At 58.6% G+C, this 26927-nt stretch carries 23 protein-coding genes; 4 read left to right on the forward strand and 19 right to left on the reverse strand.

Translation table 11 applies throughout. The annotated features are described in order from the left end of the window. Position 1: 1 nt before the first annotated feature. Together ctlX and rocF are read right to left on the reverse strand one after the other, a co-directional pair. A complete protein-coding gene (ctlX, locus tag ACR0I0_RS02005; RefSeq protein WP_480489989.1) occupies positions 2–922 on the reverse strand; it encodes a citrulline utilization hydrolase CtlX in 921 nt (306 codons plus the stop codon). Beyond that, complete coding sequence (gene rocF / locus ACR0I0_RS02010) at positions 922–1842, reverse strand: arginase (protein WP_171633014.1); 921 nt, start codon at positions 1840–1842, stop codon at positions 922–924. Before rocF ends, ctlX begins: the two co-directional genes overlap by 1 nt. Positions 1843–1928: 86 nt before the next feature. Here rocF and ACR0I0_RS02015 point away from each other — a divergent pair, with 86 nt between their 5' ends. After that, positions 1929–2357 carry an Lrp/AsnC family transcriptional regulator gene (locus ACR0I0_RS02015; protein ID WP_171633011.1) on the forward strand — a complete coding sequence of 143 codons (429 nt, stop codon included), beginning with the start codon at positions 1929–1931 and terminating at the stop codon, positions 2355–2357. Positions 2358–2474: 117 nt separating this feature from the next. Further along, entirely contained in the window at positions 2475–5084 is a 2610-nt protein-coding gene (mprF, locus tag ACR0I0_RS02020) for a bifunctional lysylphosphatidylglycerol flippase/synthetase MprF (RefSeq protein ID WP_480489991.1), read from the forward strand. Between the two features lie 3 nt (positions 5085–5087). On the opposite strand, the gene ACR0I0_RS02025 is transcribed toward mprF, so the two are convergent. From ACR0I0_RS02025 to ACR0I0_RS02050, 6 genes are all read right to left on the reverse strand, one after another. Beyond that, the gene (locus tag ACR0I0_RS02025) at positions 5088–6638 is read right to left on the reverse strand and encodes an efflux transporter outer membrane subunit (RefSeq protein WP_480489993.1); all 1551 of its coding nucleotides are present in this window, start codon (positions 6636–6638) and stop codon (positions 5088–5090) included. Positions 6639–6649: 11 nt separating this feature from the next. Next, positions 6650–7795 (reverse strand): HlyD family secretion protein, encoded by a 1146-nt coding sequence (locus tag ACR0I0_RS02030; RefSeq protein ID WP_171633005.1) that lies wholly within the window; start codon positions 7793–7795, stop codon positions 6650–6652. A 21-nt stretch (positions 7796–7816) separates the two neighbouring features. After that, positions 7817–8179: a DUF3302 domain-containing protein gene (locus ACR0I0_RS02035; protein ID WP_210092240.1), complete on the reverse strand. Its 363-nt coding sequence runs from the start codon at positions 8177–8179 to the stop codon at positions 7817–7819. 35 nt (positions 8180–8214) lie between these two features. After that, complete coding sequence (locus tag ACR0I0_RS02040) at positions 8215–8784, reverse strand: disulfide bond formation protein B (RefSeq protein WP_152457736.1); 570 nt, start codon at positions 8782–8784, stop codon at positions 8215–8217. Positions 8785–8794: 10 nt separating this feature from the next. Beyond that, complete coding sequence (locus ACR0I0_RS02045; RefSeq protein ID WP_171116330.1) at positions 8795–8950, reverse strand: DUF5993 family protein; 156 nt, start codon at positions 8948–8950, stop codon at positions 8795–8797. 109 nt (positions 8951–9059) lie between these two features. Beyond that, positions 9060–9821 carry a DeoR/GlpR family DNA-binding transcription regulator gene (locus ACR0I0_RS02050; protein WP_171633000.1) on the reverse strand — a complete coding sequence of 254 codons (762 nt, stop codon included), beginning with the start codon at positions 9819–9821 and terminating at the stop codon, positions 9060–9062. A 174-nt stretch (positions 9822–9995) separates the two neighbouring features. Here ACR0I0_RS02050 and glpD point away from each other — a divergent pair, with 174 nt between their 5' ends. After that, entirely contained in the window at positions 9996–11585 is a 1590-nt protein-coding gene (gene glpD, locus ACR0I0_RS02055; protein ID WP_480489996.1) for a glycerol-3-phosphate dehydrogenase, read from the forward strand. 71 nt (positions 11586–11656) lie between these two features. Here glpD and ACR0I0_RS02060 read toward each other — a convergent pair whose 3' ends face one another. The 11 genes from ACR0I0_RS02060 to ACR0I0_RS02110 all read right to left on the reverse strand — a co-directional run bounded on the left by ACR0I0_RS02060 (position 11657) and on the right by ACR0I0_RS02110 (position 25552). Continuing rightward, complete coding sequence (locus tag ACR0I0_RS02060) at positions 11657–14794, reverse strand: efflux RND transporter permease subunit (protein ID WP_480489998.1); 3138 nt, start codon at positions 14792–14794, stop codon at positions 11657–11659. Positions 14795–14797: 3 nt separating this feature from the next. Beyond that, positions 14798–15898, reverse strand: coding sequence for an efflux RND transporter periplasmic adaptor subunit (locus ACR0I0_RS02065; protein WP_480490746.1), 1101 nt, complete (start codon positions 15896–15898; stop codon positions 14798–14800). Between the two features lie 303 nt (positions 15899–16201). Then, on the reverse strand, positions 16202–17947 hold the full coding sequence (gene metG / locus ACR0I0_RS02070) for a methionine--tRNA ligase (RefSeq protein ID WP_480490000.1): 1746 nt from the start codon (positions 17945–17947) through the stop codon (positions 16202–16204). A 285-nt stretch (positions 17948–18232) separates the two neighbouring features. Further along, positions 18233–19453, reverse strand: a complete 1221-nt coding sequence (locus tag ACR0I0_RS02075; protein ID WP_171632989.1) for an MFS transporter — start codon at positions 19451–19453, stop codon at positions 18233–18235. Positions 19454–19533: 80 nt separating this feature from the next. Beyond that, positions 19534–20130, reverse strand: coding sequence for a YceI family protein (locus tag ACR0I0_RS02080; protein WP_480490002.1), 597 nt, complete (start codon positions 20128–20130; stop codon positions 19534–19536). After that, positions 20127–21341, reverse strand: coding sequence for an MFS transporter (locus tag ACR0I0_RS02085; RefSeq protein WP_480490004.1), 1215 nt, complete (start codon positions 21339–21341; stop codon positions 20127–20129). The genes ACR0I0_RS02080 and ACR0I0_RS02085 overlap by 4 nt, the downstream gene beginning before the upstream one ends. Positions 21342–21403: 62 nt before the next feature. After that, complete coding sequence (locus tag ACR0I0_RS02090) at positions 21404–22024, reverse strand: ImuA family protein (protein WP_480490006.1); 621 nt, start codon at positions 22022–22024, stop codon at positions 21404–21406. A gap of 48 nt (positions 22025–22072) precedes the next feature. Continuing rightward, positions 22073–22654, reverse strand: coding sequence for a retropepsin-like aspartic protease family protein (locus ACR0I0_RS02095; RefSeq protein ID WP_171632981.1), 582 nt, complete (start codon positions 22652–22654; stop codon positions 22073–22075). Between the two features lie 41 nt (positions 22655–22695). Continuing rightward, positions 22696–23316: a MarC family protein gene (locus ACR0I0_RS02100; RefSeq protein ID WP_171632979.1), complete on the reverse strand. Its 621-nt coding sequence runs from the start codon at positions 23314–23316 to the stop codon at positions 22696–22698. Continuing rightward, the gene (locus ACR0I0_RS02105; protein ID WP_480490008.1) at positions 23313–23705 is read right to left on the reverse strand and encodes an ACT domain-containing protein; all 393 of its coding nucleotides are present in this window, start codon (positions 23703–23705) and stop codon (positions 23313–23315) included. The genes ACR0I0_RS02100 and ACR0I0_RS02105 overlap by 4 nt, the downstream gene beginning before the upstream one ends. Then, positions 23702–25552 (reverse strand): ABC-F family ATP-binding cassette domain-containing protein, encoded by a 1851-nt coding sequence (locus ACR0I0_RS02110; RefSeq protein WP_480490010.1) that lies wholly within the window; start codon positions 25550–25552, stop codon positions 23702–23704. Before ACR0I0_RS02110 ends, ACR0I0_RS02105 begins: the two co-directional genes overlap by 4 nt. A gap of 106 nt (positions 25553–25658) precedes the next feature. Between ACR0I0_RS02110 and ACR0I0_RS02115 the strand changes: the two genes are divergently transcribed. Further along, positions 25659–26861 carry a multidrug effflux MFS transporter gene (locus ACR0I0_RS02115; RefSeq protein ID WP_480490747.1) on the forward strand — a complete coding sequence of 401 codons (1203 nt, stop codon included), beginning with the start codon at positions 25659–25661 and terminating at the stop codon, positions 26859–26861. Positions 26862–26927 lie beyond the last annotated feature (66 nt).

Genomic DNA, 26927 nt, shown 5'->3' on the forward strand with positions numbered 1-26927 from the left:
CCTATCGGCGGGCAAGGTGAACGCCTGCAATCATGCAGCGCACGGACCCACCGGCGGTTTCAATTGTAGGAACGGACAGCGGCAACGGTGTTGCACTGTCCTGGATTGTTGCGATTTGGTCTGGTGTGAGGGCGGCAAGTGCCCTGCTGGACAGGGCCAGACCCAACCCATCCCGTCCGGTCAGTTCAATGGCGTTACCTGCGAACTCGGCAATTTGGTCGTGCGTCAGGTCAATGACCGTTCGACCGGATTCTTCCAGCCGATTGCGAACGGTCATGCGGCGGGCCGGGTCCGAAATCATGTCGAGGCAAATCAGGGCGTAATGCGTTCCGATACCCATCAAAACGTTGGTGTGATAAACGTCTCGGCCCTTGGCATCGCGGGCTTCGAAGGCGATTGGTTCATAGTTGAAATGTGTGCAGAACCGTTCCAACAGGACCGGATCGGCGCGATTGGACGTCACCGTGTAAGCGATACGGGCCACATGATCCAACACCATCGCGCCGGTCCCTTCCAGGGCCAGGTTGTCTTGTTCCAGCCCGGAATAGTCGATGACATCCTGCACACGGTATTCCTCTTTGAGCAGTTCGATTACATCGGTCCGGCGTTCGCGTCTGCGCGATGGCACGAACATCGGGTAGATCGCCACATGGCCGCCGGGATGCGTCGAGAACCAGTTGTTTGGAAAAACGCTGTCAGGTGTGTTGAGGTCCCCGAAATCGTCAAACACATGAACAGTGACACCGGCGTCGCGCAATTGCTGTACCGCCTGATCATGTTCATCCCTGGCCGCTTCCGACGTGGCCTGGGCGGATGCGGTGCTCAGCGTTTGAAAGGCATTGTCATCGCGTGTTTCTGGGTTGGACGCAAAAGCGTGCGGCCGGATCATGATAGCGGCAGATGGCGCTTGCAGAGACAGCATCAAAAACTCCGGGTGGGACGGTCGAAGATACGGCGACCCATCAACGAGGCGGCCAGATCGACCATCAGTTTTGCGGTTCGGCCCCTCTCATCCAGAAACGGGTTCAGTTCGACCAGGTCCAGCGAGCAGACAAGCCCGCTTTCATGCAGCAGTTCCATTACCAGGTGGGCTTCGCGCTCGGTTGCACCGCCGGGCACGGTCGTGCCGACTGCGGGCGCCACTGCCGGGTCGAGGAAATCGACATCCAAAGATACATGTAGCAGAGCGTTTTCTGCCTTCACGCGATCAAGAAAGGCCAAAAGGGGGGCTTTGATTCCATTTTCATCGATGCTGCGCATATCCGCCAGCATGGCACGGTCTTGCTCCAGCGCTGCCCGTTCAGCCGGGTCGACAGAGCGCAATCCGATCATGCCGACGCGATCCGTTGGGATGACGGCCGGCAAAGGGGGGAAATCCTCAAATCCGGGTCTGCCGGTGAAATACGCCACCGGCGTTCCGTGCAGGTTGCCGCTGCCGGTACTGTCCGGAGTGTGAAAGTCGCTGTGGGCGTCAAGCCATAGCACAAAAAGAGGGCGGTCGATCCGAGCAGCATGGGCGGCCATCCCGGCCACCGTACCCATGGACAGGGCGTGATCACCCCCCATGAAAATCGGAATGCCCTGACCCGCCGCGTCTTGCGCAGCTTTGCTGAGAGCGTGCGTCCACCCCACGCATTCGGGCAGGGCGAACAGGTGCGGGTGTCGGGGAATGTCGACGTTTTCGGCCTGCACGTCGCCCCAATCTTGGACGGTGTGACCAAGATCAGACAGCGCCTCATCCAACCCTGCCACGCGATACGCATCAGGTCCCATCCGGCATCCCTGACGACGTTTCCCGGCGTCCATTGGGGCGCCGACCAGTATGATATCCTTGATTTCCATGTGTTCATTTAGGCCGTCGGACTGTCTTGCGTGAAGTCGGCAAAATGCTCAAAATGGTCTCGGAAGTTCCTTTATGAGAAGATGTTATGGACGAATTGGACAATCGGCTGCTCAATGCGTTGCAACGGGATGCACGGGCAAGCCTGTCAGAGCTGTCGGAAACACTGGGCGTGACACGCACCACGGTCCGCAGCAGGTTGCAGCGGCTGAAACAGTCCGGTGAAATCGTCGGCTTCACCGTCCTGACGCGTCGCGACCTGGCGCAAAGCCCGGTGCGCGGGTTGATGATGCTCGAGATTGAGGGGCGCGGGACGGAACGCGTCATGGCCCGGATCGGTGCCATGCGTCAGGTGACGGCAGTTCATTCGACAAATGGCAGTTGGGATCTGATCGCCGAGATCAGCGCGGAAACCCTGGCCGAACTGGATGAGGTTCTGTTTCAGATCCGAAGGATCGACGGCGTGACGCGTTCGGAAACGAACCTTTTGCTGTCAACACGCAAGGGGCGGCTCTAGCGCTTTGAGATAAAACCAAAATGTGCCAGAGTCCGTTGGCAGATGATGTCTGAATCGTCGACGGGCGGGTGAGCTGCGCGTGGTATCTGCGATCAGAAACTGGCGGGGACGTGCAGCATGACTAATGCGGAAAGTGACGGTGAACCTCTGGCCGTACACTGGGCCGAAAAGCTTACGGCCATGTTGGAAAAACCGTGGCTGCGGATTGCAATACCGGTTCTCGTGACCGGGATCGCGCTGACGGTTCTGCATGATTTGTCGGCGCATGTGAAATGGTCAGATGTCCAGACCGATATCGCAACGACGTCGTGGAAACTGATGTTTTTCGCATTGTGCTGGACCGCGTTCAGTTTCCTGTCGCTGTCGCTCTATGATGTGTTTGCCGTGCAAAGCGTGGCGGGCGGCAAAGTGCCATTGCCTGTTGCCGGAATGGCAGGGGCCAGCGGCTATGCCGTGTCGAACTGTCTGGGTTTTTCCTACATTACCGGAACGGCGATCCGGTATCGGATATATGCGTCGCTGGGCTTGGATCTGGGGCGGGTGGCCGGGGTTATCGCGACATCCTGGGTCGCGTTCTGGATGGGGCTTGTTCTGGTTCTGGGTGTGTTGCTGACCGTGCATCCGGATGGGATCTCGAAAGTGATGCCTGTCAGCGAAACGGTGGAAACCGCCATCGGGCTGTGCCTTTTGGGGGCATTGGTCGCGATGTTCATATGGTTGTCCAGCGGCGGCAGGCGGTTGGCCGTCGCAGGTATCGGGTTTGACTTGCCGGGTGGCAAACTGGCCAGCCTTCTGACACTGGCCGCCATCGGAGATCTGGTTGGCGCGTCCATGGCGCTCTATGTCCTGATGCCGGACGATCTGGGCGTTGGCTATCCCTATTTCTTCACGATCTACATCGCCGCCATTGCCGTTGGAATCCTCAGCCACGCGCCGGGCGGGCTTGGGGTATTCGAAGCCACGCTGATCGCGGGGCTTGGAGCGTCGGGACGTTCGGATGTGATCGCAGCCTTGTTGCTGTATCGCGTCGTTTACACCTTCTTGCCGTTCGGTATCGCCAGCGTGTCCATTGCGATCGCGTCCGCACTGACGCAAAGGCACAGGATCGGCGGCGCCGCAACATGGGTCTATCGGGTTATCCGCCCCATTGTTCCGATGGTGGCAGCCGGGGTTGCGGCCGTGGCAGGGGTGGTCCTGCTGATATCCGGCGCATTGCCAGCGGGCACGCAGAACCTTGGCGTTCTGAGAGAGGTCTTGCCGCTGTCGTTTGTCGAGGCATCGCACCTTGCCGGCAGTGCTGTCGGCGTGCTGCTTTTGCTGGTGTCCCGCGGTTTGTTTCGAAAGCTCTACCGCGCATGGGTGGTGGCCATGCTGTTGATGGTGGCCGGGTTCTTTGCCTCGCTGGCAAAGGGGCTGGACACTCACGAAGCGCTGTCGATGCTGGGCACGATTGGCCTTCTGGCGATGTTCCGCGGGGCGTTTTACCGGGTCAGTGGCGCGTCGATCTTCAGGCTGAATATTCCTTGGTTGGTCAGTGTCGTGGCGCTGCTGGCGGTGATATTCTGGATCGGATTGTTCGCCTATTCCCATGTCGAGTACCAGAACGCCCTGTGGTGGGAATTTGCCTGGAACGGTGACGCTTCGCGCTTTTTGCGCTCCAGCCTCATCGTGGCGGTGATCGTGGGCGTCGTGGCCGTGAACTCTCTGTTCGGGCGAGATATTCCGACGCCTGTGCGCACGGAAATCCCCGAGGTCGTTGAACGGCTTGTGATGGAGTGCGAGGACACCGAATCCCAAATCTCGCTTACCGGTGACAAGCAGTTCCTCATCTCACCGGATGAGACCGCATTTATTGCCTATGCAGACACGGGCAACGCTCTGATCTCGAAGGGAGAGCCGGTTGGCGATGAAACGGCGGGGCGGCAATTGATCTGGCAACTCAGGGAATTGGCGGACCGAGAAGGAAAACTGTGTGCCTTCTACAGTGTTTCAACCAAGTACCTGCCGACATTTCTGGATCTGGGCCTGTCGATCCTGAAGATCGGCGAGGTCGCGCGGGTGCCACTCAGGGATTTCTCGCTGGACGGAAAGTCGCGCAAGCGGTTCAGACAGGCCAGAAACCGGGCCGAGAGGGAGGGCTATGTATTCGAGATCATCCCGAAAGAGAACCTGGCCCCGGTATTGCCGGAACTGCGCGCGATTTCAGACCATTGGCTGGCGCAAAAGGCGGGTGCCGAAAAGGGCTTTGCGTTGGGGGGCTTTGACGATCAGTACCTGTCATATTTCGATCATGCGGTTCTGCGTGACGGTAAGACCGGCAAGATCATGGCCTTCGCCAACCTGTTTCAGGGCGGCAACAAATCCGAGCTGTCACTGGATTTGATGCGCTATGAGCCTGACAGCCCGAGCTTTGTCATGGATGCGCTTTTTGCCGAGATGATGAACTGGGGATCGCAACAGGGGTTCCACTGGTTCTCATTGGGTGCGGCGCCGTTCTCAGGCATCGAAAACCGTCAGCTTGCATCACTTTGGAACCGCATCGGCGGCTTTGTCTATGAGCATGGCGAGCAATTCTATCATTTCGAAGGTTTGCGCGCCTTCAAACAGAAATTCGATCCGGAATGGAGCCCCAACTATCTGGCCAGCCCCGGCGGGCTGGCCGCCCCCCGCATCCTTTACGAGGTCAATATATTGATCTCGGGTGGGCTGCGCGGTTTGACCAAGTAGCGCCTAGTTCAGGTTGGCCCGGGTTGGGGTTTTTTCAAGCAGATCGCCCCAATCGGTTCGATAGGCCATTTCCGCCAGCACGGTTTCAGGCAGGAATTCCTGGTTTTGCCGGATCTGCCATCCGCCGCCCAGACCCTTGTAAACGGCAACCAGATTGCTGGACACCTGCTGCCGCGCTTCGATCAGGTTTGCCTGCGACCGCAAAAGCGCGGTCTGCGTGTTCAGAATGCGAGAATAGCTGGCGATTCCATCCCTGTACTGGCTTACGGCGATATCTGCGGCCTTGCGCGAAGCTTCGACGCTTTTCTGATAGAACCCAACCTGTTTGCGTGCTTGCGCATAGGCGACCATCGCACTTTCCACCTCGGAATACGCGGTCAGAACGGTATTCTGATAATTGGCAATCAGCGCTTGATATGCCGCATCCTGCGCACGGACATTGTTTTTGATGCGGCCATAGTTGAGCACGTTCCAGACCACGCCGGCACTGGCCAGACCGGTGGTGCTGTTGCCGCTGAACAGATCGCGCCCGCCCGAAGCCTGTAAACCGATCGCGCCTGACAGCACGAACTGAGGATACAGGTCAGCCATTGCGATACCCACCTGCGCGGATTGAGTCGCAGCGGCCAGTTCCGCCGCGCGGACATCCGGGCGGCGGCGCAGCAATTCTGCTGGCACCCCAACGGCCACATTTGTTCGCGCTGACGGGATACGGCCGGAATTCCCCAGCAGGTTGGTCATCCGGGACGGCGTGGCCCCTAGCAGCACGGCCAGCGCATTCTTGGTCTGTTGCAGGTCGCTTTCCAACTCGGGCACCAAGGCTTTGGTATTGTTAAGCAGGGCAGTGGATTCCTGAACGTCCAGTTCGGTCGTGACCCCGTTGTTGAACCGCAGCTGGGTCAGGTCCGCTGATTCCTGCTGCATTTTGATGTTTTCCCGGGCGACCGCCAACGATTCCTGCAGCGCACGGATATTGACGTAGAGCGCGGCCACGTCGCCGGTCAGTGTCACCAATGCGTCATCATAGTTTGCGACCTGCAAAGCCAGATTCGACCGCGCCGCCTGCACACCGCGCCGTTGTGCGCCCCAGACATCCAGCTCCCACTGGGCGTCGAACCCAACCTGAGACGTCGAGAATTCGGTATCCAGGGGGATGATCCGGTTGATATCGGCAACAGGCCCAAGGTTGTCGCTGATTTGCCGCCGCTGCAAAGACGCGCCTATGGCCTGGGATTGCGGGTACAATTCGCCGAAAGCGATCCCCAGCTGTGCCCGCGCTTGCAGCACCCGCGCGCCCGCGACCTGAAGCGTCAGGTTCTGAGCATAAGCTTCGGCAATCAGCCGGTTGAGGGTCGGGTCATTGAATGTCTCCCACCATTTGACCACGGGTGCGCTGCGCGATGTCAGGCCGCTTTGACCGACGCTGGGGCTGTTTACCTCGATCCACTGCTTGACGACCGGAGAGTTCGGGCGCACGAAATCGGGCCCCACGGGCGTGCAGGCCGCGAAAGTGGCGGCGCAAAGTGCAGTTCCCATCAACCGGCTAAGTGTCATGGCGCGCATCCTCAGATATCCAGCGGTCGAATGAAGTTGGCGAAGGAATAGAGACGGATGTTGATGCGTCTCAGGAACTCAAAGCTTTTGCCCATGCCGGTGTAGATCGCCACTGCGGCGTGGCCGCCAGCCGGGAAAGTGTGCCCTTCCGGGATATCGACGGTGATCTGCACGGCAATTCGACCGGGCAGTTTCGGCAGTTCAAAGCCGGGCAGGCGGCCTGAAGGGATCAGTTGCCCTTGGCGTGTGGCCCACCAGATCGCCTCGACCTTGCCCGTGAGGATTTCGCCCGGGTAAAGATCCAGCGCCACTTCGACCTCTTGCCCCGGTTCCACGAATTTCAGATTCTGCTGGCGAAAGGTCGCAAGAAGATAGGGGCTGTCCTCGGTCACGAAACTGGCTATCGCGCCCAGTCGAACATCGCCGACGACCAGCCCGGGGCGGGCTTGCTGCGATACGATCATGCCGTTTTCAGGCGCGTAGATCGTTGTGTTTTCAAGAAAATACTCAGCCTCGGCCAACTGCGCCCTTGCCTGGAGAATACCCGTGTTAACACCGTCAATCTGGGACTCCACAGCCAATTGCGCCTTTTCCAGATTTGCTTCGGCCTGTTTGACGGCAGCAAGGTCTTCGGTCACCTGCTCGTTCCAGCGGTCCAGTTCGTCTTGCCGCGCTCCACCGGCGGGCACAAGAGTTTCATACCGGGCTTGCTGAGTCTGCGCATAGGCCAGCTGCGCGTTTGCGCGTTCAACAGCTTCGGTCGACGCGATCACATCCTGTTCCAGAATCTTGGAATTCTGTTCAGCGGCGACCAATTGCGCCTGCGCATTGTCCACCGCCAGTGAAAACACCGTGTCATCAAAGCGGTAGAGTGGATCGCCCTTGGTGACAGGTGTGTTCGGTTCCACAAGAACTTCGGTCAGGATCGTCGGCTGTGTCAGTTTGGGAATGATCTGTATGGTCGAACGCACCACGTGGCTGTCGGCCGAGAAGGGTTGAAAGAACCGCAATGCGACCAGAAAAATCAGCAACAGGTGCGCGCCAACCCAAAAGGATACGATGCCCCAGGCGATGTTGAATTTCAGCAGTTCCAGCTTGAAGAAAATAAGCCAGACGAAAATGATGTAAAATAACGTGATGCCAAGGGCGACGAACATGTTTTGTGACTTCCTCTGGCCTTAGCTTTGCTGCGGATCGTCTGTGTCCAGACGACCTTGATATTCAGGTCGGACATTGCCACCCAGACGTTTGATTTCATCACGAATGGCGTCTTTTTCCTCGTCAGGGCCACGGCGAATGTCGACCGTAACGCCATCATGGAACGCCCACATAAAGGCATGGACCCAGGGCACCACGGCCAGAAATCCCATCCAGCCCATGATCTTTACGGCCTCGGCATGGGGATGGTTGCGCTTGATGGCGATCCGACCCGGAAGACCCATGAGAAAAAGAAACAACGCCATCACAGCCGCCAGAAGCAGGATCAATGCCACGAAAGTCAGATAGTCATAATAGCCAAGCGGCTGTCCCAGTAGTCCCATGCTCGCTCCTCCTTTTCGGGAAGGTTACGGTATCTTCAGTTGCCGGCGTCCAATTCGTCAATCAACTTGTAGCTTGTCGGCGGGTCAGCGCAGATACCCGGCCCGCATTCCAGCAAGGTCGAACCCGCGTTCAGCACCGCCAAAGCCAGCATGACGAAAAACGCGATCTTTGCCAGAGCATTTCCTCCGAACCTTGGTTCCTGACCAGAAGGGTCGGCGTATTGGCGATCAAATAACAGCATGATCGACGTGCCCAGCAACACAAGGAAAAAGGCGATCCCGGCCCAGGTATAGTAGTGCAGACCCAAAACCGGAGAGCCGTAGTGCCCGGTGCCGGGTACGATATGCAGAAGAATTTGGCGGATCGATACAGTGCCGCCATACAAGGCGGCAATCAGCACGATGGCATAGTGTTGCGGCCGTGGACCGTAGAGCAGGTTTAATCCAAGCCCCACACCGACGGCAACGAACCCAACACGTTGCAGCAGGCAAAGCGGGCAGGGCAGTTCATAGAGGACAAGCTGATAGAAAAACGCCAACGCCAGTACAAGGCAGACGGCAAGCATACCGATCGCGTTGAGGGTGCGGGACAGTTCAGGTGTCATGGCAAGCCCCTCAGAGTTGAATTGTAAGCGGTGTGGTGGCGTGGAATTTCAACCAGTAGATACACATGGCCAATGTGACGAAAAACAAGGCGTTGCCAGCTTTGGTCAACTTGAAATAGTTCAGCCCCATCGTGGCGATAAACAACGAAAATAAAAGCGCAATCATGGCCCGGTCCTCCCCTCCCGTGCACAAATTCTTGTATGAAGGATAGTGTCAGGCCAAGTTCGATCTGGCAAGCCGCGCAACTCGCCCGGACGTTGTTATTTGCCCGCCTCTAGTCGCAGATGACGACATCAGTCTGCCACTCGCGACAATGCTCTGGCAGCTTGCCGGGCAGGGGCAGGTCGCTATACACCGTGTCAAGTTCGGCAATTGATCCTATCCGCGCCGGGGCCGAGCGTTGAAACTTTGAATGATCGGCAACCAGAAAAGTTCGGCGCGCCTTCTCGATGATGGCCTGGCTGACCTGAACCTCCTGAAAGTCGAAGTCCAAAAGATCGCCATCCGCGTCCAGCGCCGAACATCCTATGACGGCGATGTCGAATTTGAACTGTCGGATGGCTGATACGGTCAGGTTGCCGATCAGCCCCCCGTCTGTCCGACGCAAAACGCCGCCGGCCATGATGATTTCGCAGTCCGGGTTTTCGACAAGAATGTTTGCAACGTTCATGTTGTTGGTCACCACCAGCAGGTTCTTGTGGTTCAGCAACTGCCTTGCCACGGCCTCGGTCGAGGTTCCGATGTTCATGAAAATTGATGCGCCATCCGGGATATCAGCCGCGCAGGTTTGAGCGATGCGGGTCTTGGCGTCCGCGTTCAGCGCGCGGCGGTCCTCGTATCCGATATTTGAAACACCCGAGCGGAGAACAGCGCCCCCGTGAACCCGGTCCAGCTTGCCCGCATCTGCAAGCTCGGTCAGGTCGCGCCGGATCGTCTGAACGGTGACGCCAAAGCGTTCAGCCAGCCCCTCGACGGTAACGCGCCCATCGGTGCTGGCGATTTCCAGAATGTCGGATTGGCGAAAGGACAAGGACATGGGCAGTTCCGGTGTAGAGGATTGATTTTCGTTTTTGTTCTTTTTGTCGATTTTGGCAAGCCAACTTGCTGAAAATTCATACCAGTGTTGCAAAAAGAAAAAAAACGAACATAAACATTGACGAAGCGAAGGTCATTCTGGCTAATGCCCGCAACCGTGTCAGGCAGGGAATCAATGGATATGCAGTCAACGGACAACCAGATCACAGACCTTTTCATCATCGGCGGCGGGATCAATGGCTGTGGAATAGCGCGGGACGCCGCCGGGCGGGGTCTTTCGGTGACGCTGGTCGAGATGAACGATCTCGCTTCTGCCACGTCCTCTGCCTCGACCAAGTTGTTTCACGGCGGATTGCGGTATCTTGAGTATTTTGAATTTCGCCTGGTGCGTGAGGCCCTGATCGAGCGTGAAACCCTGCTGCGCGCGATGCCGCATATCAGCTGGCCCATGCGTTTTGTGCTGCCCTACCACAAGGATATGCGGTTTGATTCCGAAACGCCGACCTCGCGGTTGCTCAGCACGGTCATGCCGTGGATGCGCGGGCGGCGTCCGGCCTGGCTGATCCGGTTGGGCCTGTTCATGTATGACAATCTGGGCGGGCGCAAAATCCTGCCGGGCACGACGTCATTGAACCTGCGGTCAGCGCCCGAGGGGGCCCCGTTGCAGGACAAGTTCGAAACGGCTTATGAATATTCCGACTGCTGGATCGAAGACTCGCGATTGGTGGTCCTGAATGCGCGTGACGCCGAGTCGCGCGGCGCGCAGATCATGGTCCGAACCGAAGTGACCTCGGCCGAGCGGGTCGGCGATCTTTGGGAAGTGTCCGTTCGGGATCGGGTCAGCGGTGAGACCCGTTTGGTCCGGGCCAAGATGCTGATCAATGCAGGTGGGCCCTGGGTGGGCGACATTATTCAATCCAAGATCCGCGTGAACTCTCGCGAGGGCGTGCGGCTTGTGCGGGGCAGTCATATCGTGACGCCCAGGCTTTACGATCACGACAAATGCTATTTTTTCCAGGGCGAAGATGGCCGCATCATTTTCGCCATACCATACGAGCAGGACTTTACCTTGATTGGGACAACGGATCAGGATCATCCGGACCCGTCGACCAAACCGGTCTGCACAGAGGCCGAGCAGGATTACCTGTGCGCCTTTGCATCAAAGTACTTCAAAAAAAGCATAACGCGCGACGATGTCGTGTGGACCTATTCCGGCGTGCGGCCTCTATATGATGACGGAGCAAGCAGTGCCACTGCGGCAACGCGGGATTACACGTTGAAAGTCGATGCGCAGGGCGGGGCGCCTGTTTTGAATGTATTCGGCGGCAAGATCACGACCTATCGCAGGCTTGCAGAAAGCGCGCTTGAGAAGGTCGGTGAGTATTTTCCGAACCTGCCCGGCCCCTGGACCGCAGGTGTCGCACTGCCGGGGGGTGATTTTCCGGTGGATGCTGTCGAAACCCTGAAAAGCGATCTTATGGCGGCCTATCCTTTTTTGACCGAAAGCTGGGCTGCCCGCCTGATCAGAGCTTACGGGACTGAAGCAAGGGATGTTTTGGATGATGCAAAACAGGTATCCGATCTGGGAGAGGAGTTTGGCGCAACCCTGACAGCGAAAGAGGTCGCGTGGCTGATGAACAAGGAATATGCCCGCTCGGCCGAAGATGTGGTTTGGCGCCGCAACAAGCTGGGCTTGCGGCTGAGTGCCGAGCAGATTGCGCGGATCGATCAATGGATGTCTGAACGGTCCGAGGATAAGGGATAGCCTGAAAACGCCTGAATCCTAGTAGCGGAATTGCAAAAAAGCCCCATCAGTTCAGATGGGGCTTTCGGTGTTCAGGCGGCTTTTTCCGTAGGGTCGGGGTCGCTCTTGTTGCCCTTCAACCATTCCCGCATGCCTTGCATCAGGGCATAGAGCACGGGTACCACGATCACACCAACCAGCGTTGCGGCCAGCATCCCGCCAAATACCGCGACACCAATCGCTTTCTGGCTGGCGGCACCGGCTCCATTGGCGGCCAGCAGGGGGACAACGCCAAGTAGGAAGGACAGCGCAGTCATCATCACAGCGCGGAAACGCTGATATGCCGCCTCTGCTGCGGCCTCTTTGATGGACAGCCCCTTGGCGCGTTGCTCCATGGCGAACTCGACGATCAGAATACCGTTTTTCGAGGCCAGCCCGACAAGCATGATCATACCGATCTGCGTATAGAGGTTGATGTCACTGCCAACGATGGCCACCGCCGCCACGGCCCCAAACAAGGCAACGACAACGGAAAGCAGGATTGAAACAGGTAGCGTCCAACTTTCATACTGACCCACCAGGAACAAGTAACCGAACAGGATGGCAAGCCCGAGGATGATGATCACCAGACTTCCCGAGGCCAGCTGCTGCTGCGCTGTCCCTGTCCATTCGAACGCATAGCCCGGGGGCAGGGCGGTCGCGGATTCTTCGGTCATCACGTTGATTGCATCGCCGCTGGACAAGCCGGGTGCAGGGACCGCCGTCACCGTGGCCGACCGGAACAGGTTGTGGCGCTTCAGCAGAACCGGACCCAGCACGTTTTCAACGTCGATCAGTGTCCCCAGCGGCACCATGTCTCCGTTTTGAGAACGGACGTAGAGGTTCGCGATATCTTCGACATTGTCCCGATAGGTCCCATCGGCCTGAATCATCACGCGATAGACACGGCCGAACAGGTTGAAGTCATTGACATAGTAAGATCCCAGCTGCGCCTGCATGGTCTGAAATATCTCGGCGACCGAGACATTCAGCGTTTTGGCTTTTTCGCGGTCCAGATCAACGAACAGCTGTGGGACGTTGGCGCGGAAGGTCGTATAGGCCTGCCCAATCTCGGGCCTCTGATTGGCCGAATACACGAACGAACCCACGGCCGAGGCCAGATCCTGCGGAGTGCCACCACCGGTTTGCTGAACTTCCATCTCGACACCGGCGGACATGCCAAGGCCCTGGATGGGCGGTGGGTTGAAAGCAAGGACCGAAGCTGCTGATTCACCGTTCGCGATCGCCAGTACTTTGGCCAGAATGGCGTCCGCGCTCAGATCCTCTTCCTGCCGTTCGCTCCAGTTTTCGAGGTTGACGAAAATCGCAGCGCCGTTGGTGATCGTGCCGTTCAGCATCGAAAAGCCGTTGACAAGAACCGTGCTCGCGACGCCCGGGATTTCACTTATCTGTTCGTCAAGACGAGCAGTTACTGCCTCGGTCCGTTCCAACGTTGCGGCATCAGGCAACTGAACATCAACGAACAGATACCCGTTGTCTTCAAGCGGAATAAACCCGGCCGAGGTGTTGGACATGATTGTTCCGGTTCCCATGCCAAGCCCAACCACGATGGCCAGCGCAATGGCCGGAAAAACCAACAGCTTTCGTACAATGGCCACATAGCCGTTGCGCACGGTGCCGATGAAGTTTTCGAACATCGCAAGCACCCCTTTGGGAGGGCCGGACCGGGGACGAAGAACTAAGCCGCACAGGGCGGGCGAAAGGGTCAGGGCGTTGATGGAAGAGATTACGACAGCGGTCGAGATCGTTATGGCAAATTGGGAATACAGCCGCCCCGAGATGCCGGGCATGAACGTGACCGGCACGAACACCGCCAAAAGAACCAGTGTGGTCGCGATGACCGGCCCCGTGATCTGGCCCATGGCTTTACGGGTGGCTTCAGCAGGGGGCAACCCTTCATCGGCAATGATGCGCTCCACGTTTTCGACGACGACGATGGCGTCATCCACCACGATACCGATGGCCAGCACCAAGGCGAACAGCGAGATGGTGTTCAGCGACATCCCAAACGCCAGCAGGAAGGCAAAAGTACCGATCAGGGATACCGGGATTGCCACCGCCGGAATGATCGTTGCGCGCCAACTTCCAAGGAACACGAACACAACCGAAATAACCAGAATGAAGGTCAGGATCAGGGTCGAGACCACATCGTTCAAAGACGCCTCGACAAAGTCGGTCGTGTTGAAGGGGACATCATATTCGACATCCGTCGGAAAGGCGCGGGACAGCCGCGCCAATTCCGCCTGCACACGTTCCGAAACCGCCAAAGCGTTTGCACCGGGGGCCTGATAGATGCCGATGACCGTGGCAGGAACCGCCTGAAAATAGCCCGAAGCCGCATAATATTCTGCGCCAAGCTCAACACGAGCGATGTCTTTGACACGGACGATGGCACCGGCATCGCCAGTCCGGATCACGATGTCACCGAATTCTTCTGCGGATGTCAGGCGGCCTTTGGATTTGATCGTGTATTGAAACGTCTGCCCTTCGGGAACGGGTGGCGCACCGATCGAACCGGCAGACACTTCGATATTCTGTTCCCGGATTGCATTGATGACATCCCCCGGTGTGATGGACAGCGCCGCCATCTTGTCCGGGTCCATCCAGATCCGCATGGCGTATTCAAGGTTGGTCAGAACATCGGCCTTGCCGACGCCCTGCACACGCGCCAGCGCATCGCGCAGATTGATCGAGGCATAGTTCGACAGGAACACACTGTCATAGGTCCCATCGGGTGAGGTCAGAGTGACCAACATCAGCATGTTGGTCGAGGATTTCTGTGTCACCACGCCGGACGAAGTGACCTCGGCTGGCAATGACGACATGGCCTGCGCCACCCGGTTTTGAACGTTGACCGATGCGATGTCAGGATCGGTGCCCACCTCAAAGGTCACATCCAGCGAATAGGACCCGTTGTCCGACGATCTGGACGTCATGTAGATCATGTCGTCCACACCGTTGACCTGCGCTTCGATCGGCGCGGCAACGGTGTTTTCAACGGTTTCGGCATTTGCACCGGTATAGGTGGTTGAGACGTTGACCACAGGCGGTGTGATATCCGGAAACTGCGCGACCGGCAGTACCAGGTACCCGATGCCGCCCATGATGGTCAGCACCAGTGAGATGACAAGCGCCAGCTTGGGGCGGCTTATGAACAGGGCTGAGAACATCTGTTACTCTCCCGGCTGCTCAGAGGCCACGACCGCGTCAACAGCGACACCGGGGCGGACCCGCTGCAAGCCCTCGACAATGACGCTTTCACCTTCACGCAGCCCGTCCAGCACAATAATCGCAGTATCAAAAGTGTCACCTGTTGTGATGTAGCGCTGTTCAACCATTTGCTTGTCGTTGACCACCAGGACAAAATCGCCCCGCTGATCGCGCTGCAAGGCGGCTTGCGGCACCAGAACCTGCAAGGTCGGTTCAAGCGCTTCGATCTGCACATTCACGAAAGCGCCGTCCAGGATCAGCCGGTCCGTATTGTCGAATTGGGCCCGCATCGTGATTGCCCCGGTCAATGGGTCGATACGGTTGTCAACGAATACAATTCTGCCGGTTTCATCCAACTCTGTTCCATTGGGCAGTTTGACATGGACGTTTGGGCTTTGCGGACTATCCGCAAGAGAGGCTGAGTTTTCGCCAACGGTCTGCAAAACCGAGGTAAAGAGCTTTTCGTTCAACGAGAAATTCACGTAGATCGGCGACTCGCTGACGATATTGACCAGAGGAGGGTTGTTTGGGCCAACAACATCGCCGACGCTTGTGGTGATCCTGCCGATACGGCCATCAAATGGTGCGTGGATCTGCGTATAACTCAGGTCAAGCTCGGCCTGCCGGATCGCAGCTTTGGCTGCTTTCACCTCTGCCTCTGCGACCAGTTCATTGGCGCGGGCAATGTCGCGTTCCGATTCCGGCGTCGCGTCACGTTTGTAAAGCTCTTCTTTACGCGCCAGATCAACCTTTGCCAGCTCAAGATTCGCTTCCGCCCGGTTCAGATCGGCCTTTCGGGCCTCAAGCGTGGCCTCATACAGGTCGGGTTCGATGGTAAACAGCAGGTCGCCTTCCTTTACCGTCACTCCATCCTCGACTTCGCGGCTGTTGAGAAACCCGTTCACGCGCGCCACGATATCGACCTTGTTGATTGCCTCGGCGCGCCCGATGAACGTGGCCTCGTCGGTGATTTCCTCGGTATAGGCCGCCGCTATGGAAACCTTTGGCGGTGCCCCTTCTTCTTGCGCGATCGCAGGATGCGCCAAACCCAAGGACATCAGCATGAATACGGCGGCCAAATGCCTGCTGGTCTTGTTGGGCGAAATGAATGCTGGGGACATGGCGAAAGCCTCGTTCGATGCAGAAACAAAAGATACCGACCCGGTCGCCAGGGCGACCCGAGTCGGAGGAACTTGGTCTCAGGATGACTTTTTTGTGCCGATATCTCAAGCGTGTTGAATCTTGAGTCGATCGGGGCCGATGTCAAAAATTTCAGCACTTATGCTGGCTTAGGTCCTGGCGTGGTCATCGGGCCCGAGCGAGAAGGGGGCCGGAATGCCCCCCCCTGGTTCTTGGTATCGGATGGTTCAGTCGCGGGTCCCAGCGAATTTCTCTTGCCATTCTTCACGCTGTTCATCCGTTATTTTGGCGAACAGAACGTCGGGCACGGTGAAGTCGTGGCCGGACGGCAAAGCGTTCAACGCAGTGGCGACATCATCCGGCCAGCTGGTATCCAGCGTGTTCATCGCGCTCAGCATACGGGCCGAGGTGTCGGGGATGAAGGGCGCGCTGAGAACGGCGTAAAGCCGGATCAGGTTCAGGCCAAGACGTACCTGCGCGGCGGCCTGCTCGGGGTCTTCCTTGAACGTGGACCACGGAGCTGCGGCCTGTAGATATTCATTTCCTGCAACCCAGATTGCCCGTAGCTCCTGCGCGGATTTGCGAACTTCCATCGCCTCCATGTGGCCTTCATAGGCGCGGACGCGTTTGGTGAGCTCTTCGATCAAGGCCTGCTCGCGCGGGCCGAACTGTCCACCGTCGGGCACGGCCTCACCAAATTTCGAGCGGCAGAATTTGGTGATCCGGCTGACAAAGTTGCCCAGAACGTCTGCAAGGTCCTTGTTCACCGATTGCTGGAAGTTCTCCCAGGTGAATTCGCTGTCGCTGCTTTCGGGCGCATGGCTCAGCAGCCACCAGCGCCAGTAATCGGCAGGCAGAATGTCCAGCGCCTGATCCATGAACACGCCACGGCCCTGGCTGGTCGAAAACTGGCCGCCGTCATAATTCAGATAGTTGAACGACTTGATGTAATCCACCAGCTTCCAGCGTTCGGGTGATCCGGTCTCTTCATTGTGCGCGTTGGTGCCCAGGATGGTGGCCGGGAAGGACAGCGTATGGAACGGCACGTTGTCCTTGCCCATGAACTGGACATAGCGCACGTCGTCCGCGCCCCTGTCGGTGCGCCACCAGCGTTCCCAATCCGCATCGGTCCTGCCGTTGGCATCCGCCCATTCCTTGGTGCAGGCGATGTATTCGATGGGGGCGTCGAACCAGACGTAAAAGACCTTGCCTTCCATCCCAGGCCAATCCTGATCGCCTTTCTTGACCGGTACACCCCAGTCCAGATCGCGGGTAATGCCACGGTCCTGCAAGCCGTCGCCATCATGCAGCCACTTCTTGGCAATCGAAGTGGTCAGGACCGGCCAGTCCGTCTTGCTGTCGATCCACGCATCCAGCTTGTCCTTCATCGCGGATTGACGCAGATACAGGTGCGTGGTCTCGCGCACTTCCAGATCGGTGGATCCGGAAATGGCCGAGCGCGGCTCGATCAGGTCCGTCGGATCCAATTGTTTGGTGCAGTTTTCGCACTGGTCGCCGCGTGCGCGATCATAGCCGCAATTAGGGCAGGTGCCTTCGATATACCGGTCAGGCAGAAAGCGGCCATCGGCGTTGGAATACACCTGTTTCTCGCTGACTTCGCGGATCAGGCCCGCGTCATCCAGCTTGCCCGCAAAATGCTGGGTCAGGCGCTTGTTCTGGTCGCTGGACGAGCGGCCGAAGTGATCGAAGCTGAGACCAAACCGGTTGGCGATATCGGCCTGAATCGCATACATGTCGGCGCAATATTCCGCCACCGGCTTGCCAGCCTTGGCGGCGGCCAGCTCGGCGGGTGTGCCGTGTTCATCCGTGGCGCACAGGAACATGACCTCGTTCCCCCGGCCACGCTGGTAACGTGCGTACAAATCAGCCGGTAATTGCGAGCCGATCAGATTGCCGAGGTGTTTGATCCCGTTGATGTAGGGGATCGCCGAGGTGATGAGAATCCGAGCCATGATCCGTTTCCGCGTAACTGTCTGCGCGCCCGTCTACATGATGTGATCGCCCAGCAAAAGCCCGGCATTGACTTGCTTGTCGATTTAGACCCCGAAGGGAAGGAAAATCGTGCTGCCGCGACGGTCTGGATCGCGTTCCGGAGACGTAAAATGCCACTGAAGTGAACAGAGGGATCTCAACGCTGCGACTCCGAGTGGCAGCGCCTTCTCCTTGTTCCATACCGAACCGACCGAAAAGGACGGGGCGATCACAAAAGACATCCAAAAACGGGGGCGTTGGGTTGTTCAGTCTTCCCGTGATCGTTTCAGAAGGCGACCAATCGTGAATGAGGTGCGCGGGGCGTAAACATAATTCGTGCGCTCCTCGGGGGTGGGGCGAGACCGCATCCGCGCTAGACCAAACACGATCAGGAAGACATGCCCGAACGCCACGAAGGCAAAAAGGGCACCGGGGCCAAATTGCTGGATCAGGGTCGAGGTTATGTAGGGCGATGCAATTGCCCCCAAGGCAAACCAGAACATCAGGGCAGCCGAGAGTTCCACCCGTTCCTCGGACGTGGCAAAGTCGTTTGCGTGGGCGGAAGAGACCGAGAAGATCGGGAAGGTTGTCAGACCAAAGAACACGGCCGCCGACATGACTCCGATCGTTCCGGTGCCGCTGGCCGCCATGGTGACGCCGCAGCTGAATACCGCGGCAGCTGACAGCCAGATCAGCACCCAGCGCCGGTCATATTTATCAGCCAGCCAGCCGACAGGGTATTGAGCAAGCGCTCCACCCAGTACGAAAGAGGCCAGGAAGAATGCGATCTGATCGACGCCCAGTCCGACCTCTTGCCCGTAAACCGGACCCACCATTCGGAACGAGGCCGAACTGAGCGCGGCCACGATCACGCCTGCCACGGCCAAGGGTGAGCTGCGCCAAGCCAGCTTGGGTTTCAGGCGGGGCGCATCAGGTGTTTTGGGTTGGCTTGCTTTGGTCAGCGTCAGCGGCAGAAGTGACGCACAGCACAGGATCGCCAGCAGGTTGTACGAGACGTAAGAGGCCGGGGGCAGAACGGCGATAATCAACTGGGCGCACAGGGACGCGCCCATATCCGCGATCCGGTACGTTCCCATTGCACGTCCTCGGGTTTCATTGGTGACCTTCGCGTTCAGCCATGCCTCGATCACCGTGTATGCGCCTGCGACGCAGGTGCCCGAGGCCACACGAAGGGCGGCCCAGATATATGGGTTTTCGGTCAGCGTATGTCCGATGAGACCCATCGCGCCTAACGCGGTGCAAACTGCAAATGCGCGTGAATGACCGACATTGCCCATCAGACGTGGCGCCCACCAGCAGCCGATGAAAAACCCCAGAAAGTGCGAAGACCCCAAAAGACCGATCTGTTCGGTCGTGAAATCCAGCGTGATGCCGGAAATGGCATCGAGTGGCCCGACGCCTCCTGTCGAAAGCTGAAGCAGAATGACCGAAAGAAACAGGGCGGCAAATGAAATGATCGTGCGCATGGTGGTCTCAGATTGGCAGGGTCGCCGCACAATGCGCGCATCAATTCGACTTTAGCGAGTCGTTTTTTGCCGTTCGGCGATCAGGTCGCGCGTATGATCTCGGCGCGGATGTCCAGGCCGACAGTGTCATCAACCAGGTCAGGATAGCCCGAAGCTCCGAAGTCGTGCCGGTTCAAGGCGCCCTTCAGACCAAAGGTCAGACGGCTGAGATCGTTTGCCGCACTTCCCGCCTGCCGGTACAGATTGGCCTCCAATGTGATCGGGCGGGTCACGCCGCGGACCGTCAGATCACCCGTGATCCGAGCGCCATCTGATATTCGCCCTTCCGCGCCCAGTTGTATGTCTGTTGACACAAACCGGATCGTTGGGTGCTGTTTCGCGTCCAAAACGCTGGGGCTGAGCATGGGCATACGGGCAAAGGGCAGCCGTGTTTTGGCTTTGCTGACGTCCAGTGTCACCGTGACCTGGCTGTTCTGCAGCCGACCTGTGTCAATCTGAACATCGGCGGTCCGGATCGGCATCGTCCCTGACTGTGTCACCCCCGCAAGATCAAAGGTGAACCCGACCCGGGTGCCTTCATCCGACAGGATGTATGGCCGCAATGCGGCTTGTGCCGCCCGGGTCAGGGGCAGGGTTGCCAGCCCGGCAAGCAGGTTGCGACGGGTCAGAGGGGTCATGCCATGACGCTTTCCCGTGTGGGACGGGATCTTCTGAGCAGCATCAGAACGATCGCAATGTTCAGACCATTCCAAAGGATACCATTCACGAACGCCAGTTGGTAGCTTCCGGTGAGGTCGTAGATCCATCCTGACATCCAGCCACCGAGTGCCATGCCAAGAATAGTCATCATCATGACGAACCCGACGCGCGCACCAGCTTCTTGCGGCGGCATGTATTCGCGGACAATCAACGCATAGCTGGGCACGATGCCGCCCTGTGCCAGACCAAAGAGCAGACTGATGGCATAAAGCGACACCATTCCATCGTAGGGCAGGAACAGGAACAAGGCGATACATTGCAGGAGCGAACCGATCAAAAGCGTCAGGACCCCGCCCAGCCGATCTGCCAACAAACCCGAGATGATCCGGCTGACAACACCACCCAATAACATCAGTGACAGCATCTCGGCCCCGACCGCGGGCCCATATCCCAGCCCGACGCAATAGGAGACGATATGAACCTGTGGCATCGACATGGCGACACAACAACCGATCCCGGCCACGCCCAGAATATATTGCAGCGCGCGCGGTGATACACCGACACTTCGTGCATTGATTTTGGCGGATGCTGCGGCGGTGCTGTGTGCCTCGACCGGAACCCTGCGGCGTAGCAGCAGCGACAGGGGAATGACGACGACAAGCGTCAGCACGGCGAGCGTCAGATAGACCTGTTGCCATCCATCCCGCGCCAGAATTCCGGACAGCATGGTGGGCCAGATGGCGCCGGACAGGTAATTCCCACTGGCGACCAACGCGACGGCAATGCCGCGCCGTTTCATGAACCAATGTGAGATATCTGCGATCAGCGGGCCAAACCCAATCGATGTGCCCAGCCCCAGCAGGAGATGTGCCGCGGATAGCAACATTATGCTTGGTGCCAGCGTTGCCAGCACGTAGCTCAGCGCACTTAAGACGGCTGCTCCGATCAGGGCGCTGGTGACGCCCAGCCGGTCCACTACCTGCCCCAGCCACATGTTGCCCAGGGCAAAACCGATCATTGCCAGAGTGTACGGCATCGAGGCTTCGGCACGACCGGCCCCGAATTCGGTTTCAACTGCGGGCATGACCACGATCACGGCCCACATGCCGACATTCGCCACTGTTGCAATGGCGAGCGTGATCAGAAGGCGAAGCCAGGAATAGCGGCTGTCATGGATCGGATGGCTCATGTCGTGACGCTAGGGCGCGGCCCGGGTTTTGACCAGTCACTTCTTGCGTGATCCGTGTGGCTTTATGCCGGTGTGTCTTCGGTTTCGATCCGTTCCAGATGCAACCCGGCACGAGCGGCGGTCATGGTGGCCTGCCATGTGACCGGGGGCAGGGCACGGGCGCGGCGGCGTGTCAGAGCCCAGATCCGAGCCTCATCCCGATGGGTGGCCGCCATGTGCCAGCGCGTTTCAACCCCTTGCGCGCCGCCATCTCCGGGTGTCAGCAGCAAACCAAGCGGAGCCCGCCCCATCGCACCCCCCTGTTCGGCAGCCAGATGCATCCGGCGTATCGGCGTGAGCCCCGGTGCGCCGGGCAGGTCGCCGATTATCAGCGGAATGGCCCCGCTGCGCAGCGCCTCCTCCAGGCACCACAGCAGATCTTCGGCACGGGTGGGATGAACAAATATGAACCGGGCCGGATCGGCAAAGGCCATCATCCCATCGGGGTTCAGCTGGCCGGGTTCCCAGGCGGGGGAAATCCACAAGACCGGCCCCTGCGTCTGACTGGCCAGCCACATGGCAAAGCTGCACCGGGCGGGGCCGCATGCCTCGTGCACGCGGCCCAGTTCCAGGGTGATCTGCGGATGGAGCTTTACCCCCGGTGCCTGACGCGCAGTTTTGTGGCCAAGAAGCTGAGTGGACATGCCGGAACACTAGCATGTTCTATTTTTGTTCTCAAGCTGCCCGGGCCGTCAACGAGACAAGATCAACTTGCCATTTGCAAATTGGACGCTCGAAAAACGATGCAGATATTCCATCCCCAGAAGCGACTTGTCCAGCTCGCCCTCATTGACCCAGGCCGATACGTTCTGGTCGGTAATGGGCCCTGCGGTCAGGGTGTCAAGCCGCACCGGCGCCGTGCGCACCTCGCCGTTGGCGGTCAGGGCGCGGCCGAAATAGTTCAGTTGATCGGGATCGATGCCTACACGTTCTGCGTCCCGGGCACTGAGAACGATCTGGCTGGCGCCGGTGTCGACAAGAAAGTTGATCGGCTCACCATTCACCAAAACCGGAAGGTAATAGTGACCATCATAGGCACGAGGCACCTCGATCGCGTTGCCGGTGACGGTCATCTGCGGGGCAGGGCCAACCGAAGACCGTATGTCTTCCCACAAGCCGATAACGGCTATCACGCCAATAAAGATAAACACCCAGGCCATCATCTGTTGCAGGGTCTTGTTCAGCGATTGCCGGTTCTGAGAGATGAACCAGGCCACCACCGCTGCGCCGAGCAAGCTCAGATACGCCAAACGTGCAATGCTGTCGCCATCCATACCGTTATCCCAACAAGACTGTCTGAGTGATACATGGGAATTCAGGACGCAAATCCAAAGGCCTTGAGGCCATCCAAGATGAACTGAACCGACAAAGCTGCCAGCAACATGCCCAGCAGGCGGGTCAGTACGTTCAGCCCGGTCTTGCCCAGAATACGGGCCACAGCGCCGGATGTCAGATACATCACGAACACCATCGCCAGCACGACCAGCATCACACCGATGACGATGGCCAACCCCTGTATACCGGGCTGCTGACCCGCAAGCAGGATCATCGTTGCAATCGATCCGGGGCCTGCAATCAGCGGGATGCCCAGCGGAAAGACCGATGGATCCGGGTGCTCTTCTTCCTCGGCGCTGGTTTCACGCCGTTTTGTTCGGCGTTCAAACAGCATGTCGAGCGCTGTCAGGAACAGCAGGACGCCACCTGCGACCCGGAATGCCTCCATCGAGATACCGACAAACCCCAGCAGGGCTTCGCCAAAGGCGGCAAACATGGCCAGAATGACGCCCGCCGTCAGACACGCGCGGATTGCGATCGAGCGGCGCGTGTTCCAATCCATGCCCTGGGTCAGTGCCACAAAGATCGGTGTTTGCGCAGGCGGGTCGAGCACCACGAATAGCGTCGTGAACGCAGTAATCAGGAATGCGCTGTCTATCACTGTTTGCTGCTCCGTTGCAGGTCTTGTAGGACCCGCAAGGCGTCTTGCGACTGCGCTGCGGGGACATAGATGTGGTCGTGGTGATATCCCGCGACCATGTTTGCAGGTATTCCCTGCCGCGCCAAAGCACCAGATACGGCAGCGGTAAGGCCCACGCCCTCCAGAGAGGAATGAACCTGCAATGTGATGCAGTGCATGGCGACCGTGTCTTGTGGCGCGCTGTCAATCGGGACGATCAGGGACAACCCCTCCGCCTCGACGCAGCTTGCACGTGTTCCGTCAGGCCAGGGTTTGTTGTCAGGCCAGACGACAAAGGCAAATTCACCGGGCTGCAAGTCGGGCTGCATACCTGCGATCATGGCGTCGGTGTCCGAGATGGGCGTGCTCATGCGGTTTCTGCCTGTTCAAGCCGTTCGGCGGCCGCGACCCACAATGCCTCGGCTTTTTGCATGGCCTCGGTGACTTCGGTGAACTTGCGGTTCCAGGTTTCCAGGTCGTTGATCCTTTCGTCCTCGTACAGCGCCGGATCGGCCAGTTTGGTCGAAAGCCTGTCGTGCATTTCCGTCAGCTTTTCGATTCGGTCCTCGCATTTGCGCAGATCCGCACGCAAGGCCAGTATCGTCTCGCGTGGGGGGCGTTTCGATTTGACCGCGCGGGGCTTTTCCCTGACGGGTCTGTCGCGCGCCAGCAGCAGGGACCGATAGGCTTCAAGGTCGCCGTCGAAAGGTTTGACGGTACCGTCCGAAACCAGCCAGAGACGATCCGCGACAAGGCTCAGCAGGTGCATGTCGTGACTGACCAGAACCACCGCGCCGGAATAGGCCGTCAGCGCCTCGACCAGCGCCTCGCGGCTTTCGATGTCAAGGTGGTTGGTCGGCTCATCAAGGATCAGCATATGGGGCGCGTCGATCGTGGCGAGCAGCAGTGAAAGCCGCGCTTTCTGTCCGCCCGACAGGCGCCCGACCTCGGTTTCCGCCTGATCCGCATTCAACCCGAACCCGGCCAGACGCGAGCGCCACTTGCCCGGCGCTTCGTCAGGGCGCAGACGGCGCAGGTGGTCCAGCGGCGTTTCGTCCACGTAAAGCTCATCCACCTGATGCTGTGCGAAATACCCGATGCGCAGCTTGTTGCTGCGGGTCATCTTGCCCCCCATGAGGGGCAGCCGGTCCGACAGCAGCTTGGACAAGGTCGACTTGCCCTGTCCGTTCTTGCCCAACAGCGCGATACGGTCATCCTGATCGATACGCAGGTTCAGGCGGCGCAGCACTTCGGTTTCGCCATAGCCGGTGACGCCGCCTTCGATCTGGATGATCGGCGGCGACAGTTCCTCGGGTTCCGGAAAGCTGAAGGCGCGCAGGGCGGCCTCTTGCGGGGTCGAGACCAGTTGGATGCGTTCGATCATCTTCAGGCGCGACTGGGCCTGAACGGCCTTCGACGCCTTATAACGGAACCGATCCACAAAGCTTTGCAGATGTGCGATGCGGGCCTTGGCCTTGGCGTTTTCCGATTCCGCCTGTGCCAGCCGTTCCGCACGGCGTTCCGCGAACTTGTCGTAGGGCACCGCGTAATAGGTCAGCTTGCGGTCTTCCAGATGCAGGATCGACCCCACGGCGCGGTTCAGAAGGCCGCGGTCGTGGCTGATGATGATCACAGTGTGCGGATATTTGGCCAGGTAGCTTTCCAGCCAAAGCGCGCCTTCGAGGTCCAGATAGTTGGTCGGTTCGTCCAGCAGCAGCAGATCGGGCTGAGAAAACAGCACCGCCGCCAGCGCAACGCGCATCCGCCACCCGCCCGAGAAATCCGAACAGGGGCGCTGCTGGTCTTCGTCGTCAAAGCCCAACCCCTTGAGGATCGAAGCTGCGCGGGCCTCGGCGGACCAGGCGTCGATATCGGCCAGACGTGTCTGAATCTCGGCGATGCGTATCGGGTCTTCGGCGCTTTCGGCCTCGGCCATCAATGCACTGCGTTCGCTATCGGCGGCCAAGACCGTGTTGATCAGCGAGACGTCAGAGGAGGGCACCTCTTGCGCCACGCCACCAATCCGAGCGCGTTTCGGGACCGAGATATTTCCCGATTCCAAAGCCAACTCGCCCCGGATCAGGCGGAACAGCGTGGTCTTTCCGGTTCCGTTCCGACCGACAAGGCCAACCTTGTGACCATCGGGAATTGTCGCGGTTGCGCCGTCAAACAACGGGCGACCTTCAACGGCATAGGTGATGTCTTCGATCCGTAACATGGGGCGCTCTTAGCAGAGCTGTGTTGCCACCGCCAGCGGCTCGGCATGTTCAAGCTTTCAGCAATGTGATAGCGCTGTGTCGTTTGCTATTCAGAACGGTTTTCACATGCGCGCGGCCCGGACACCTCCGCACTTGGTCACTCTGATCTTTGCCACGGCACTGTCGGTTTTGTCATTGAACATGTTCCTGCCGTCTCTGGCCCAAATGAGTACGGATTTCGGTGTGGATTATGGCTTGGTTAACCTGTCGGTTGCCGGGTATCTGGCGGTCTCAGCCGTGTTGCAACTGATCATGGGTCCGCTTTCCGATCGTTACGGGCGCAGACCGATACTTTTGATGTGCATCACCATCTTCGTCATCGCCTCAATCGGTTGCTCTCTGGCCGAGGCCATTTGGACCTTTCTGGGCTTTCGTCTTTTGCAGGCCGCGGTGGTGGCTGGGTCGGTTCTTTCCAGCGCATCGATCAGAGATCGGTATCCGCCGAATGAGGCTGCAAGCAAACTGGGGTATGTGGCGATGGCCATGGCTTTGGCCCCAATGCTTGGCCCTATGCTGGGTGGGACACTCGACATGCTCTTTGGCTGGCGCTCGGGATTTGTTCTTTACACTGTGCTGGGGGCAGGGCTGCTGGTTTTGCTTTGGTTCGACATGGGCGAGACCAATACAAACCGCTCTTCAACTTTTACAGCCCAATTGCGCGAGTATCCGGATCTGTTTCGCGCCCGCCGATTCTGGGGTTATGCCTTATGCGCTTCGTTTTCGATTGGTGGGTTCTACAGCTTCATCACCGGTGCGCCATTGGTCGCCGCCGCGTGGTTTGATCTGAGCCCTGCGATGTTGGGCCTTGGGATTGGTATCATAACAGGCGGGTTCATGGTCGGTAACTTCGTTACTGGTCGGATCGCGGCACGGACACGTCTGACCACAATGATCCTGATCGGCCGCGTTGTGGCTTCGACCGGGCCATTCTGCGGATTGCTTCTGTTCATCGCCGGGCTGGGGTCAGTCTGGGTATTCTTCGGTTCGGCCATCTGCGTTGGGTTCGGCAATGGACTGACCAACGCAAACGCTTCGGCAGGGGTCATGTCCGTGCGACCCAAACTGGCAGGCAGCGCGGCAGGGTTGTCCGGGGCGATGGTGGTCGGGCTTGGCGCGATTCTGACCTCGATAACGGGTGCGTTTGTCAGCCCTGAAAACGGGCCGTTTCTGGTTCTGGGCATGATGTGGGCCAGCAGTTTTGCAGGTCTGCTTGCAGTGCTTTACGTTCGGCGTCTGGACCGGACAGACCCTTTGCCTGATACATTCTGAGCGCCAAAGCGGCAGGCAAACCATCATAACACTTTTCATGAGCGAAAGACCGTGATACGCGGCGCG

It is taken from the genome of Ruegeria sp. AG6, from assembly GCF_056541565.1.